Genomic DNA, 13,586 nt, shown 5'->3' with positions numbered 1-13,586 from the left:
AGGGTGCATGGATGGATGACAGCGTGCCACCGTATGGGGTCCCGGACCATACTCAAAACGTCCTAGAATCCGCCTTCCCCCGGCTCCCTGGTGTGTCATGTCGGCTCCCCCCTCTTCGTCTGCGGCTGCCCCCCGGGGTGGCCTTGTCGCGCTGGCACTGCTGCTGGTCTACGTGGTCTGGGGCTCGACCTACCTGGGCATCGCCAAGGCCCTGCACGGCGGCGCACTGCCGCTGACGATGGTCTCCGGCAGCCGCTTCATCATTGCCGGCGGCCTGATGTTCCTTGCGCTGCGCCTGTTCTGGAAGCTGCCGAACCCAACCCTGCGGCAATGGCGCAACCTGGTCATCATGGGCGTGACCATGCTGGTGCTGGGCAACGGCATGGTGGTGCTGGCCGAGCGCGAGGTGTCCTCGGGCCTGGCCGCCACGGCGGTGGCCTCGGTGCCGCTGTGGATGGCGCTGTTTTCGGCGCTGCGCGGCCAGCATGCCAGCCGCGGTGAGTGGCTGGGCATCGCCATCGGCTTCCTCGGCGTGGTCTGGCTCAATGCCGGCAGCAGTCTGACGGCCTCGCCGACGGGGCTGGTGCTGCTGCTGATCGCGCCGATCGGCTGGGCCTTCGGTTCGGTGTGGGCACGTGGGCTGGACCTGCCGGGCCCGTTCATGACCGCGGCCGGGCAGATGGTCTGCGGCGGCGTGCTGCTGGTGCTGATCGGCCTGGCGGTGGGCGAGCGCCCGACCACGCTGCCCGATACCGGTGGCCTGCTGGCGATGGCCTACCTGTGCGTGTTCGGCTCCATCGTCGCGTTCACTGCCTACGTGTGGCTGCTGCAGAACGTGCGCCCGGCGCTCGCGGGCAGCTACGCATATGTCAATCCGGTGATCGCGGTGCTGCTCGGCGCGCTGCTCAACGGTGAACGCTTCGGCTGGCGCGACCTGCTGGCGATGGCGGTGATTCTTCTGGGTGTGGTGGTACTGACGATGGCAAGGACGCGAAAGAAATGAGCATGGACGAGAAAGAACAACGCCGGGGCCTGCTGGTCACCGCGTCCACCTTCGTGATCTGGGGCCTGGTGCCGGTGTACTGGCACCTGCTCAACGAGGTGCCTTCGTTCCAGATCATCGCCCACCGCATCATCTGGAGCACCGTGCTGGTGCTGGGCTGGCTGCTGATCAGCTCGCGCCTGGGCTGGTGGCAGAAGATCGCGGCGCAGCCGCGCGCGCTGCCGATCCTGCTGGTGTCGAGCCTGACCATCGCCTTCAACTGGGGCCTGTACATCTGGGCGGTCAACGCCGGCCATGTCATCGAGACCAGCCTGGGCTACTTCATCAACCCGCTGGTGAACGTGCTGCTGGGCGTGCTGGTGCTGAAGGAACGCCTGCGCCGGCTGCAGTGGGTGGCGGTGGCGATGGCGGCGGTGGGCGTGGCCTGGCTGACCATCGATGCCGGCACACCGCCGTGGATCGCGCTGGGCCTGGCCTGTTCGTTCGGCCTGTATGGCCTGCTGCGCAAGCTGGTTTCGGTCGACCCGGTGGCCGGCCTGGGCGTGGAGAGCATGTACCTGTTCCTGCCGGCACTGGCCTTCGCGATCTGGGCCGAGAACGGCCATGGCGGTGCGTTCTTCCATGGCTGGGGCTGGCGCAATGACCTGCTGCTGATCTTCGGCGGCGCAGTGACTGCAGTGCCGCTGATCGGCTTCGCCTACGGCGTGAAGCGCATTCCGCTGTCGCTGGTCGGCATCCTGCAGTACATCGCGCCGAGCCTGCAGCTGCTGCTGGGCGTGTTCTTCTTCCACGAAGCGTTCGACACCGCCAAAGCGATCGGCTTTGCCGCGATCTGGGCCGGCCTGGTGCTGTTCGTCGGCGACAACATCCGCACGATGCGCGCCGCGAGGCGCTGACCGGGGCGGGGTCGCATGGAGCGGGGTCAGGGCCCTTCGCGGGGCGAAGGGATCCGACTCCGCTTCCCGAAAAAAGAACGGCGCCCCGAGGGGCGCCGTTCTGCTTCCATCCACGGCCAGGAGAGAGGGATGGCCGTGGCGGGAACGCGGTTGCAGGCTTAGAAGCGCTGCTGGTACTTCATGTACATGAAGCGGCCGATGTCGAAGCCACCGTAGTAGGTGAAGCTGCTGTTCGGCTGGCTGTACATGATCGGACCCTGGTGGTTGAACACGTTGTTCACGCCCAGCGACACGGTGCCATCCCACGGCAGGCTGTAACGCACCTGCAGGTCGTGGAAGGTATTGGAGCCCACCTTGTTGGTCGGCGACGCGCTGGTGTACGACGAGCTGAAGTCCGGCATGTTGCACTCGTCCATGTACGAGCACTTCTCCTTCATGCTGGAGTAGTAGCGCGCGGTCCAGCCGATGCCGAGGTCGCCGTACTGCCAATCCAGGTTGAAGGTGGAGCGCACGCGGAAGTCGCCGGCCCAACCGGTACGCTGTTCCACCGGGGTGGTGGCGGCGCTGTCGTTGCGCTGCTCCAGGTAGTCGGTGTAGGTGGTGTTCCAGTTGACGGCGAACTTGCCGAACGCGGTGTCCGGCAGGCGGTAGCGCACGTTGATGTCATAGCCGGCGGTTTCGCGGTAGCCCGCATTGACCAGCGAGCGGTCCAGCGCGTTGACCTGGCCGTTGCTGCCACGGGTGAAGCGGCCGCAGGCGGCATCCGAACCCTGCACGTAGCACTGTTCCAGGATGTTGGTCGCCGACTCACCGACGATGGCGTTGTCGATGCGGATCTTCCACCAGTCCAGGCTGACGTCCAGGCCCTGCACGAAGTCCGGGCTGTAGACCAGGCCCACGGTCCAGGTCTTGGCGGTTTCCGGCTTCAGGTCCGGGTTGGAACCCGAGCTGAAATCGGTGGTGGCCTGCTGGCCGGGCTTGGTGGCCACGCTGCCATCGCTGTTGAGCTGGCGGAAGTTGGCCGGCACCTTCAGCGCCTGGCAACGGGCAGCAACGGTCGGGCTGCTGGCGGCGGTACCGAAGGAGGTATCGCACGGGTCGGTGAACGAGTCGCGGCTGCTGACGGTGCCGCCGTACAGGTCATCCACGGTCGGCGCACGGAAGCCGGTGCCGTAGGTGGCGCGCACCAGCAGGCTGTCGATCGGCTTCCACTTCAGGCCGAACTTGCTGTTGGTGGTCGAACCGAAGTTGTTGTAGTCCGAGTAGCGACCGGCCATGTCCAGCGACAGTTCGCGGGCGAACGGCAGGTCGGCCAGCAGCGGCACCTGCAGCTCCAGGTAGACCTCGTTGAGCGAGTAGTTGCCGCGGGTCGGCTGGCCGCTGGTGCCGGCGATCTCGCCCTTCTGCACCATCGTGTCCGGGGTGTAGCTGGCTTCTTCGCTGCGATGCTCGAAGCCCATCGCGGCCAGGATGTCGCCGGCCGGCAGGGTGAACAGCGAACCGGAGATGTTGCCGCTGGCGACCTTGGTGGTGCTCTGCATCTTGTCGACGAAGCGGGTGAACAGGTAGTCCTGCACGTCCTGGTTGCTCAGCGAGCCCGGGCCGGTGTAACCCATCGGGGCGGCCGGGTTCCACGGCACGCAGCCGGTGATCACTGCGCCCGGCGCACCGCAGCGGGCAACGTTGCCGTCCATGAAGGACGGGCCGACGGCCAGGTTGACGTGCGGCTGGTACATGCTGCCGGTACCGATGCGCTCGCCTTCGTTGCGGTTGTACATGTAGTTGACGTTCCAGTCCCAGTACCGCGAACCGGTTTCGAAGCTGCCTTCCAGGCCGATGCTGGCGCGCTTGGTTTCCAGGTTGTTCTCAGTGCCGCGCGGCAGTTCCTCGGTGCGGTGCGCGAACAGCGCGTCCTGGCCCCACAGGTTGAACGCGCTGTCCTTGGACAGGGCGGCACGGCTGCCATTGCGGGCCTGTGCGGCGCTGACCGAGTACGGGTAACCGGCCAGGTGCTTGGTCGATTCGCGCTTGCTGTACAGCGCGTCGGCGACGATGCGCAGGTTGTCGGTGATCGAGAAGCCACCGTTGGCGAACACCGAGGTGCGTTCCAGGCCGGTCAGCAGGCTCATGTTCGACTTGGTGTTGGCACCATCGGCCGGATCCGGCGCATGGAAGTTGCCGGCCTTGCTCGGGTCGCCGCCCGGGCCCACGGTCAGGTTCCTGCCACCGACGGTGACGTAGCCCCACGGGGTGTTGCCGTTGAGGCCATCGTTGGGGTGGCGCGGGCCGTTGGTGTAACGGCTGAACTCGCGGTCCTTGCCCAGCACCTCGTCTTCCTTGGTGCGCTCGGCACCCACGCTGAACCAGCCGCGCTCGAAGGTCTTGCCGAAGGTCGCGCTGTAGGCGCGCTTCTGGCCGTCACCCTGGCCGTACTGGCCGACATAGACGCTGGCTTCGCCACCATCGAAATTCTTGCGGGTGATGATGTTGACCACACCGGCGATGGCATCGGAGCCGTACAGCGCGGAGGCGCCGTCGGTCAGCACTTCCACGCGCTCGACGATGGACGACGGGATCGAGGCCAGGTCGGAGTAACCGCCGGCGCTGACGCCCATGCGGCGGCCGTCGATCAGCACCAGGCTGCGTTCCGGGCCCAGGTTGCGCAGGCTGACGTACATGCCGCCGAAGTCGCGCGAGGAGGTCAGCGAAGACGCGCGGCTCATGCTCGGCGCACCGGCGGCAGGAATGTCCTGCAGGATGTCGGCGACGTTGACGTAGCCCTTCTTCTCGATCTCGGCGCGGTTGAGCGCGACCACCGGCTGTGCGGTTTCGACACTGGCCTGGCGGATGCGCGAGCCGGTGATTTCGATGCGGTCGAGGTTGGTCGGGGTATCGCCGGCGCTCTGTGCGAAGGCGGGGGTGGTGCAGCTGGCGGCCAGCGCGATGACGATCGCGTTGCGCAGCGGATTGGTTTTCAGGGACATCCGTGAAATCTCGTGTTTCAGTAAAAACAAGCGCCCGTTCTATGGGCGCGTGGGGTGCTGCAAACCAACGTGGGGGGCGCGATTCTAGAATGTTTCCATTCGTAACTGTTTGTCTCCGCGCTGTGCGATGTGCGCGAAAATGAATCGCAACCAACAATCCACAGACGCGCTGTGCGCAGCGTCACGCGCGCTGCGTTTGCGATGGGCAGAGGCATCGATAGCGGCGGGATTCCTGCAATCTGTAGCAGCGCATGTGTGCACGCATCCATCCACGCATGGCGTGGATCTACTGCACCCAGATCGCGGTCAGATCCCTTCGCGTAGCGAAGGGATCTGACCCCGCCAACGAAAAAGGGACGGAGCTTTCGCTCCGTCCCCCTGTGTGATGCGCAGTCTGTCGCTGCGTGATGCTCAGGTTTCGCGCAACGCCGTGGTGATCGGCAAACGTGCCGCGCGCAGCGCCGGGAACAGGCCGCCGACCAGGCCGATGCCCAATGCCCATTTCAGTCCGGTCCACAGCAGTTCCGGCGACACATGGAACTTGAACACCACTGCGCTGAAGTTACTCCCGATGGTGGACACGCTGTAGCCATTGAACAGCAGCCACGCCACTGCGCAACCGAGCAGGCCGCCGAGCAGGGCCAGCAGCATCGTCTCCAGCATCACCGCCGTCACCACCGGCAGGCCGCGGAAGCCGATCGCACGCATGGTGGCGATCTCACGCGCACGCGTGGCCACCGCCGCGTACATGGTGTTGAGGGCGCCGAACACCGCACCGACCGCCATGATGGTGCCGATCACCTTGCCGAGGATGTCGATCAGCTTGGTGAGGCCGCCGCCCTGCTTGCTGTAGTAGACGCGGGTGGTTTCCACGTCCAGTTTCAGGCGCGGGTCGGCGGCGACGGCCGTCTTGAACTGCTCGAAGCCGGCCTTGCCATCGGTGCGCACGCTGATCGACTGCCAGGCACTGCGCTGGTAGGTGGTGGCCAGCGTATCGGCGTCGGTCCACAGTTCCGAATCATGCGCATCGCCGGTGGCGAACACACCCACCACGGTCCAGGTCTGGTTGCCCAGGGTCAGCGTCCTGCCGACCTCCATGTCGCGGAACTGGCCCTTGGCGCCCTGGCCGACCACGATCTCGCGCAGGCCGGTGGCGAACTTGCGGCCCTCAACGATCTTGACCTTGTCATGCACCGCCCACGCCTGCGGGCCGACGCCACGGAACTGCGCGTTGACGTCGGTGCCATCGGACTTGGACACCAGGTTGACCACCTGCGACAGCTCCGGCGAGAGCAGCGGCCGGCCCTGCGCATCGCGGCTGATGCCGGGCAGGGTGGACAGCATCGGTACCTGCTCGCGGGTGATCACCGAGTTGGTCTCGGCCTGCGAGCCACCGCGCAGCACGATGGCGGTGGTGTCATCGCCGGTGTTGTTGAGCGTGGCCTGGAAGCCTTCGCCCATCGCCAGCATCGCCACCAGCACGCCGACCACGCCGGCGATGCCGACCACGATCACCGAGGATGCGCCCCAGCGCTGCGGCAGGCTGGCCACGCCGATGCGGGTGGCGGCCAGCGCCAGTCGCCCACCGCGGGTCAGCAGCAGCCACAGTGCCACCAGCACGGCCACGGCCAGCACGCCGATCCACGGCAGGCTGATCCACAGCACCAGGCCGATCACCAGCAGCAGCACCGTCACGCCGTTGCCCAGCCACTTCTTGAGTTTGCTCTTGAACATGTCTGCATTCTCCTCAGCGGCCGGCCAGTGCGTCGACGATCTTCAGGCGCTTGGCACGCAGCGCCGGCAACAGGCCGACGATGATGCCGATCACCACGATCAGGCCCAGCCCCATCAGCCAGGTCGGCGTCGGCACGTGTGGCGGCAGCATGCCCATGCTCTTCGGGCCGATGGCCGGCAGGATCAGGGCGGCCAGGCCCATGCCGATCAGGCCGCCCAGGCCAATCAGCAGCACCGACTCCACCATCACCAGTGTCAGCACGGTGCTGTCCTTGAAGCCCAGCGTCTTCAGCGTGGCCAGCTCCGGCACGCGCTCGCGCACGGCCTGCGCCATGGTGTTGCCGGTCAACAGCAGCAGGGTGAAGAACACCGCGCCCATGATCGAGGTGACGATCATGCCGATATCCGCGAACTGCTTGACGAAGGCCTGCTGGAACGCCGATTCGGTCTGGGTCTTGGTCTCGTGGTCCGAGTTGGCCGAAATCGCATCGATTGCCTGCGCCACCCGCGAGGAGTGGTCCGGGTTGTCCAGCGTTACCGTGTACCAGCTCACCTGGTTCTTGATGTAGTCGTTGGATTCATCGAAGTACTTCCAGTTCATCATCAACTGGCGTTCTTCATTGGCGGCCAGTGCACGGTCCTTGGAGCGGTAGATGCCCTTGAGCACCAGCGGCCAGTCGTTGCTGCCGCCACGCGGGAAGATCGTTGCCTGCAGCGGGATGGTGTCGCCGATCTTCCAGCCGAACTGCTTGGCCAGGGTTTCGCCGACGATGGCACCGGTGCGGGTCTGCTTCCAGTCTTCCAGCTGTGCCGGGTCGATCTGCAGTTCGCGGTAGACATCGAAGTAGTTGGGTGACACCGAGAAGTTCGGGAAGAAGTTCTTCGGGTCCTGGTAGATGCCGCCGAACCACATGCCATAGGCCACGTCGCGCACGCCGGCCACCTGCCGCACCTGGGCTTCCAGGCGGATCGGCAGCGATTGGGTGATGGACAGCCGCGAAGCCACGACCAGCCGGTTGGCGCCTTCCACGCTGCCGCCGGAGGTGAATGCCACGCGCACCGAATCGAGCATGCCGAACAGCAGGAACGCGGCCACCACGGAGAGCAGGGTCAACAACGTGCGGGTTCGGCTGCGGAACAGCTGCGCCCACACCAACGAGAAGTATTTCATCGCCGTGGCCTCCGTCAGTGGGCCAGCGGCGCGTCGGCCAGCTCGCCCTTGTCCAGGTGCACCGTATGCGTGGCGTACTCGGCGGCCTTCGGGTCATGGGTGACCATGATGATGGTCTTGCCGTGCTCGCGGTTGAGCTGCTGCAGCAGGCCGAGGATCTCTTCGGCGGACTGGCGGTCGAGGTCGCCGGTGGGTTCGTCGCAGATCAGGAAGGTCGGGTCGGAGACGATCGCCCGGGCGATCGCCACGCGCTGCTGCTGGCCGCCGGACAGTTCATTCGGACGGTGGCTGCGGCGGTCGGCCAGGCCGACCAGGGTCAGCGCGATTTCCGCGTTGCGGCGGCGCTGCGCGGCATTGAGGTGGGTCAGCAGCAGCGGTAGTTCCACGTTCTTCTGCGCGGTCAGCATCGGCATCAGGTTGTAGAACTGGAACACGAAGCCAACGTGGTGGCTGCGCCAGGTCGACAGCTGGCCGCCGCTCATCTGGTCGATGCGCTCGCCTTCGATGCTGATCTCGCCGCCGCTGGGGTTGTCCAGGCCACCGATCAGGTTGAGCAGGGTGGTCTTGCCCGAGCCGGACGGCCCCATCAGCGCGACGAAGTCGCCGCTGGCGATGTCCAGGTCGATGCCGTGCAGCACCTGCACTTTCTCGGGGCCACGCTGGTAGGTCTTGGTGATGTTGCGCAGTGAAACCAGGGTCGACATGGGTGGTTCTCCACGGAAGGCGGGAAACGGGGAAGCGCCACGGCGGGGGCCGCAGGCGTGCGTCGAGCGGTGCTGCCGGCGGCGCCCGTGGGCGCCAGGCCGTTACTGCGCTTGTTTCTGTTGCACCTTGGCGCCATCGCGCAGGGTGTCCGGCGGGTTCACCACCACCGATTCACCTGCGCTCACGCCCTTGAGGATCTGGCGGTCCTTGCCCATCGCCTGGCCGGCCTCGACCGTGCGCTGCTGCACGCGGTTCTGGTCGCCCAGCACGAAGGCCACCGAGGCGCCCTCGCGCTGGACCACGGCGCCCGCCGGCACGCGCACGCCCTGCGGTTTGGCGACCGCCTGCGGCTGCGCCTGCTCCAGGAAGCTGACCCGCACGCCCATCTCCGGCACGATGCGCGGGTCCTTCACCTTCAGCGCCACGCGCACCTTCACCGTGGCCTTGCCGCGGTCGGCGGTGGGGATGATGGCGATCACCTCGCCGGGAATCTTCCATTCCGGATAGGCGTTGAGCGTGGCTTCCACCGGCATCTTCGGCTGCACGCGGCCGATGAAGGCCTCGCCGACCTCGACTTCGATCTCCAGCGAGTCCATGTCGACGATGGTGCCGATGCCGGTACGGGTGAAGCCGCCGCCGGCCGACAGCGGCGAGACGATTTCACCCGGTTGCGCGGCCTTGGCGGTGACCACGCCGGAGAACGGCGCGCGCACCACGTTGTTGTCCACGCCCAGATCGGCGATGGCCAGCTGGTCGTGGGCGACCTTGACGTTGCGCTGTGCGGTATCCAGCTGGGCACGCAGGCTGTCGCGCTGGGCCACGGCCTGGTCGTACTGCGAGCGCGACACCAGCTGCTGGCCGACCAGCGCCTGCAGGCGGCTGGCCTCGGCGGCGGCCTGCTTCTGCTGTGCTTCCAGCCCGGCGACCTGGCTGCGTGCGGCCTGCAGCTGCGAGGCATACAGGCTGCGCTGCGCGTCGGCATCGATCGGGTCCAGGGTGGCCATGATCTGGCCCTGTTCCACGCGCATGCCTTCCTCGATCATCACCTCGCGCACCTTGCCGGTGATCTTGGCCGAGACCGTGGCCATGCGCCGGGCGACCACGTAGCCGCTGGCGTCGAGCACCGAACTGCTGGCGCTGCCCTGCTGGATGGCCACGGCGGGGGCGGTTTCCACGTCCACCGCCGGCGCACGGCCGAACAGGGCGAAGGCGACAGCAGCCAGCAGCAACACGACCACGATGATCGCGATCCACAGCCAGCGGCGGCCGCCGCCACTGCCACCGGAGGCGGGCGGCGGCGATTTGCGGTCGATACGGAGTTCCTTCAACAGCTCGGCAGAAGCGTTCATTCGTTCCATCACAGGCGTTCGGGCGGGTGTGGCCGGAAGAGCGGACGGCGGCGGTTCCGGCGGTGGAGCGTGCGGCACAGCATGAAGGCAGGCACAGCGATGACGGCAGTGACAGCTGTCACCCGATGACACTGACGGCGGCAACTGCGAAACGTGACCACGGCGGCACAGGATGGCAACGTCCCCGCTACCGGTACCGCCCATGGATCCGATCGCTCCGTCGCTGGCCCGCCTGCAGCAGGTGCAGGTGCGCTACCGCGACCATACCGCCCTGCATGGCATCGACCTGCAGGTCCGCGCTGGCCAGGTACTGGCATTGCTGGGCCGCAACGGTGCCGGCAAGAGTACCGCGATCAGCGTGCTGTTGGGCCTGCGCCGGGCCGACGCCGGCCAGGTCGAACTGCTCGGCGGCGACCCGCAGCAGCGCGCCAGCCGTATCGGCCTGGGCGTGATGCTGCAGAGCACCAGCCTGCCGCCGATGCTGCAGGTGGACGAACTGGTGGCGCAGGCCAGCGCCTGCTATCCCGACCCGATGCCGCTGCAGGAGGTGCTGCAGCGCGCCGGCCTGCAGGCGCTTGCAGGCCGCCGCTATGGCCAGCTGTCCGGCGGCCAGCAGCGTGCCGTGCAGTTCGCCATCGCCCTGTGTGGCCGCCCGCGCGTGCTGTTCCTGGATGAGCCCACCACCGGCCTGGACATCCAGGCGCGGCAGGCGATGTGGCAGGCGATCCGGCAGCTGGTGGCCGAAGGCTGCGGCGTGCTGCTGACCACCCACTATCTGGAAGAAGCTGAAGCGCTGGCACAGCAGGTGGTGGTGCTGGAGCAGGGCCGGGTATTGGCCGATGCCCCGCTGAGCGAGCTGCGCCTGGCCGACCGGCCGCGTCGGATTCGTTGCCGCAGCGGGTTGCCCATTGAGGACGTGCAGCAGTGGCCGGGCGTACAGGAGGTGCAGCGCGACGGCGAGCATCTGCAGCTGCTGGCGAGCCCGGCCGAGCCGGTGGTGGCGCGCCTGTTGGCCGCCGATGCGCAGCTGCGCGAACTGGAAGTACAGGGCGCGGCGCTGGCCGACGCCTTCCTCGACATGACCCGGGAGGCCGCATGAACACCCTGATCCGCACCGCCGGGCAACCGCTACCTGTGTGGCGGCAGGTACTGCGCCCCTACCGTGCCGAACTGGTGGCCGAACTGCGCCGCGCCTGGCGCACGCCGGCGTTCGCGGTGCCCTCGCTGCTGTTCCCGGTGCTGTTCTACCTGCTGTTCGGCGTGCTGCTCGGGCGCGGTCACGCACCGCTGTACCTGCTGGCCACCTACTGTGTATTCGGTGCGATGGCCCCGGCCCTGTTCGGCTTCGGCGTGCAGCTGGCGCTGGACCGCGAAGGCGGCCTGCTGACTCTCAAGCGCGCGCTGCCGATGCCGGCGGCGGCACCGCTGCTGGCACGGCTGGCCATGGCGGTGATGTTCGCGCTGCTGGTGGCGTCGTTGTTGATTGGCGTGGCACATGTGTTCGGTGGCGTACAGCTGCACGCGCTGCAGGTGCTGCAGCTGCTGGCGGTGGCAGGACTGGCGGCGCTGCCGCTGGGGGCGATCGGCCTGCTGATCGGCAGCCATGTCAGTGCCAGTGCGGCGCCAGCGATGGTCAACCTGGTCTACCTGCCGCTGGCCCTGCTGTCGGGCCTGTGGCTGCCGCTGTCGGCGCTGCCCACGGTGTTCTCGACGATGGCACCGCTGTGGCCGACCTGGCATCTGGCGCAGCTGGCATTGCCGGTGGTCGGGCTGCCATCCATCGGCAGTCTCGCCGGCCATCTGCTGGTGCTGCTGGCGGTCACGGTGGGGGCGCTGCTGCTGGCACGGCGCCGCCTGCGCCGGATCGGCTGAACTGGCATGATCGGCAGCGATCGTCCCCGCCTGGATCCTCCCGTGCCGCCGAGCTGGCTTGCCTCCCTGCTGCGCCCCGCGCCGGATTCGGCGGTGGCCGAGCTGCTGCGACGTGGCAAATCGCCCTGGAGCGGTGCGATCCACCTGCTGTGGTCGGTATGGATCTTCCTCACCCCGGTGTTGGGGAACGGCTTCACCCTGCGCTGGGTGTTGCTGACCCTGGTCAGCTATCCGCTGTTCCTGCTGTTCTACGCCAAGGTGATGCTGGCGCCACGGCACCATGCATGGCGCTATGCGCTGGGCATGATCGTGATGGCTCTGGTACTGCTGCCGTGGTATCCCTCGGGACTGAGCTATTTCGTGTTCGGCTGCGTGATGATCCGCATGAGCAGCCGCGGCGGCTGGTGGCAGTACCTGCTGCAGCTCACCGGGCTGAACCTTCTGTTCTGCGGCACCGCGCTGTACTTCGGTTATCCGTGGCAGGCCATGGTGTGGATGCCGGCGGTCTCGTTCATCGTCGGGCTGGTGGTGAACGTGGAGGCCCTGAGCCAGCAGCGCGACGTCGCACTGCAGCTGTCCCAGGACGAGGTGCGGCGGCTGGCGACCACCGCCGAGCGCGAGCGTATCGGCCGCGACCTGCACGACCTGCTGGGCCATACCCTGTCGCTGATCACGCTGAAGCTGGAACTGGCGCGCAAGCTGCACGACCGCGGTGATGCACGCGCGCGGCAGGAGATTGGCGAGGCCGAGGACATCGCCCGCGAAGCGCTGGCACAGGTGCGCAGTGCGGTGACCGGCATCCGCGCCAGTGACCTGGCGGGCGAGCTGGCATCGGCACGCCTGCTGCTGGAATGCCAGCAGGTGCATCTGCAGTACACGACGCCACCTGCCATGCCGGTGGACGTCGAACGTGGCCTGGCGCTGGTGCTGCGCGAGGCGGCAACCAACATCGTGCGCCATGCGCAGGCGACCCGGGTACAGGTGGATTTCATGCTTGAGGAACGACAGTTGGCGATGCAGATACGCGATGACGGCCGTGGCGGCGTGCAGGCCGAGGGCAATGGACTGTGCGGCATGCGTGAGCGGGCCGCAGCACTGGGGGGCCAGCTGACGCTGCAGTCGCCGCGCGGGGCGGGCACCGTGCTGACGGTGCGCGTGCCGTTGATGGCCGCGACCACGCCGCTGTCGTCCACGTCGTTGGCGCAGGACGGTGCCGCATGATCCGCATCCTGCTGGCCGAAGACCAGGCCATGGTGCGCGGCGCACTGTCGGCGCTGCTGGGCCTGGAGCCGGATATCGAGGTGCTGGGCAGCGCCGCCGATGGCGAAACCGCGTGGCGGATGCTGCAGCAGCTGCAACCGGACATCCTGGTCACCGACATCGAGATGCCCGGCCTGTCCGGTCTGGAACTGGCGCAGCGCATCGCCCGCCAGGAACTGCCGATCAAGGTGGTGATCGTGACCACCTTCGCCCGTGCCGGCTTCCTGCGCCGCGCGCTGGAGGCGGGCGTGCTGGGCTACCTGCTGAAGGACGCACCGGCCGAGAACCTGGCCGAAGCCCTGCGCAAGGTGAAACAGGGCATCCGCGCGATCGACCCGCAGCTGGCACTGGATGCGTGGTCGCAGGCCGACCCGCTCACCGACCGTGAGCGCCGCGTGCTGCGGCTGGCGGGCGAGGGCCGCACCGCCAGTGAGATCGCCGAGCAGCTGGGGTTGTCGCACGGTACGGTGCGCAATTACCTGTCCGAGTGCATCGGCAAGCTGGGCGTGGCCAATCGGATCGAGGCGTATCGGCTGGCGCGGCAGAAGGGGTGGTTGTAGCGGATCATTTCCGCGCCTGCGGAGAGGTGTCACTTTCTTTGCTCGTGCAAAG

At 67.3% G+C, this 13,586-nt stretch carries 11 protein-coding genes; 6 read left to right on the top strand and 5 right to left on the bottom strand.

Annotation, left to right across the window (positions count from 1 at the left end):
• Window positions 1–97 precede the first annotated feature (97 nt).
• Both yedA and rarD read left to right on the top strand, forming a co-directional pair.
• Window positions 98–1,003, top strand: coding sequence for a drug/metabolite exporter YedA (yedA, locus tag BKE09_RS09655; RefSeq protein ID WP_014035666.1), 906 nt, complete (start codon window positions 98–100; stop codon window positions 1,001–1,003).
• The gene (gene rarD, locus BKE09_RS09650; RefSeq protein ID WP_014035667.1) at window positions 1,000–1,899 is read left to right on the top strand and encodes an EamA family transporter RarD; all 900 of its coding nucleotides are present in this window, start codon (window positions 1,000–1,002) and stop codon (window positions 1,897–1,899) included. Before yedA ends, rarD begins: the two co-directional genes overlap by 4 nt.
• Before the next feature lie 158 nt (window positions 1,900–2,057).
• On the opposite strand, the gene BKE09_RS09645 is transcribed toward rarD, so the two are convergent.
• The 5 genes from BKE09_RS09645 to BKE09_RS09625 form a co-directional block, all read right to left on the bottom strand.
• Entirely contained in the window at window positions 2,058–4,883 is a 2,826-nt protein-coding gene (locus BKE09_RS09645) for a TonB-dependent receptor (protein WP_075675591.1), read from the bottom strand.
• 411 nt (window positions 4,884–5,294) lie between these two features.
• Window positions 5,295–6,617 (bottom strand): ABC transporter permease, encoded by a 1,323-nt coding sequence (locus BKE09_RS09640; protein ID WP_075675590.1) that lies wholly within the window; start codon window positions 6,615–6,617, stop codon window positions 5,295–5,297.
• 13 nt (window positions 6,618–6,630) lie between these two features.
• Window positions 6,631–7,788, bottom strand: a complete 1,158-nt coding sequence (locus BKE09_RS09635) for an ABC transporter permease (RefSeq protein WP_014035671.1) — start codon at window positions 7,786–7,788, stop codon at window positions 6,631–6,633.
• 14 nt (window positions 7,789–7,802) lie between these two features.
• Window positions 7,803–8,492 (bottom strand): ABC transporter ATP-binding protein, encoded by a 690-nt coding sequence (locus tag BKE09_RS09630; protein WP_004137569.1) that lies wholly within the window; start codon window positions 8,490–8,492, stop codon window positions 7,803–7,805.
• 102 nt (window positions 8,493–8,594) lie between these two features.
• Complete coding sequence (locus BKE09_RS09625; protein WP_075675589.1) at window positions 8,595–9,842, bottom strand: efflux RND transporter periplasmic adaptor subunit; 1,248 nt, start codon at window positions 9,840–9,842, stop codon at window positions 8,595–8,597.
• Window positions 9,843–10,044: 202 nt separating this feature from the next.
• Here BKE09_RS09625 and BKE09_RS09620 point away from each other — a divergent pair, with 202 nt between their 5' ends.
• Genes BKE09_RS09620 through BKE09_RS09605 form a run of 4 tightly spaced genes read left to right on the top strand, consistent with a single transcriptional unit; the run spans window position 10,045 to window position 13,534 of the window.
• Entirely contained in the window at window positions 10,045–10,941 is an 897-nt protein-coding gene (locus BKE09_RS09620) for an ABC transporter ATP-binding protein (protein ID WP_075675588.1), read from the top strand.
• Entirely contained in the window at window positions 10,938–11,714 is a 777-nt protein-coding gene (locus BKE09_RS09615) for an ABC transporter permease (protein WP_075675587.1), read from the top strand. Before BKE09_RS09620 ends, BKE09_RS09615 begins: the two co-directional genes overlap by 4 nt.
• 6 nt (window positions 11,715–11,720) lie before the next feature.
• The gene (locus BKE09_RS09610; protein WP_075675586.1) at window positions 11,721–12,935 is read left to right on the top strand and encodes a sensor histidine kinase; all 1,215 of its coding nucleotides are present in this window, start codon (window positions 11,721–11,723) and stop codon (window positions 12,933–12,935) included.
• The gene (locus BKE09_RS09605; protein ID WP_075675585.1) at window positions 12,932–13,534 is read left to right on the top strand and encodes a response regulator transcription factor; all 603 of its coding nucleotides are present in this window, start codon (window positions 12,932–12,934) and stop codon (window positions 13,532–13,534) included. Before BKE09_RS09610 ends, BKE09_RS09605 begins: the two co-directional genes overlap by 4 nt.
• Window positions 13,535–13,586 lie beyond the last annotated feature (52 nt).

The organism is Stenotrophomonas sp. TD3 (assembly GCF_001939825.1).
Classification (GTDB): Bacteria; Pseudomonadota; Gammaproteobacteria; order Xanthomonadales; family Xanthomonadaceae; genus Stenotrophomonas.
The sequence above is the reverse complement of the archived record's forward strand: the minus strand, read 5'-3'. Positions and strand labels throughout refer to the sequence as shown.

What these genes read in the sequence shown, in the direction of transcription:
- BKE09_RS09605 (WP_075675585.1), top strand. Translation starts at nt 12,932, where the DNA reads ATGATCCGCATCCTGCTGGCCGAAGACCAGGCCATGGTGCGCGGCGCA.
- rarD (WP_014035667.1), top strand. Translation starts at nt 1,000, where the DNA reads ATGAGCATGGACGAGAAAGAACAACGCCGGGGCCTGCTGGTCACCGCG.
- BKE09_RS09615 (WP_075675587.1), top strand. Translation starts at nt 10,938, where the DNA reads ATGAACACCCTGATCCGCACCGCCGGGCAACCGCTACCTGTGTGGCGG.
- BKE09_RS09620 (WP_075675588.1), top strand. Translation starts at nt 10,045, where the DNA reads ATGGATCCGATCGCTCCGTCGCTGGCCCGCCTGCAGCAGGTGCAGGTG.
- BKE09_RS09645 (WP_075675591.1), bottom strand. Translation starts at nt 4,883, where the DNA reads ATGTCCCTGAAAACCAATCCGCTGCGCAACGCGATCGTCATCGCGCTG.
- BKE09_RS09630 (WP_004137569.1), bottom strand. Translation starts at nt 8,492, where the DNA reads ATGTCGACCCTGGTTTCACTGCGCAACATCACCAAGACCTACCAGCGT.
- BKE09_RS09640 (WP_075675590.1), bottom strand. Translation starts at nt 6,617, where the DNA reads ATGTTCAAGAGCAAACTCAAGAAGTGGCTGGGCAACGGCGTGACGGTG.
- BKE09_RS09610 (WP_075675586.1), top strand. Translation starts at nt 11,721, where the DNA reads ATGATCGGCAGCGATCGTCCCCGCCTGGATCCTCCCGTGCCGCCGAGC.
- yedA (WP_014035666.1), top strand. Translation starts at nt 98, where the DNA reads ATGTCGGCTCCCCCCTCTTCGTCTGCGGCTGCCCCCCGGGGTGGCCTT.
- BKE09_RS09635 (WP_014035671.1), bottom strand. Translation starts at nt 7,788, where the DNA reads ATGAAATACTTCTCGTTGGTGTGGGCGCAGCTGTTCCGCAGCCGAACC.
- BKE09_RS09625 (WP_075675589.1), bottom strand. Translation starts at nt 9,842, where the DNA reads ATGAACGCTTCTGCCGAGCTGTTGAAGGAACTCCGTATCGACCGCAAA.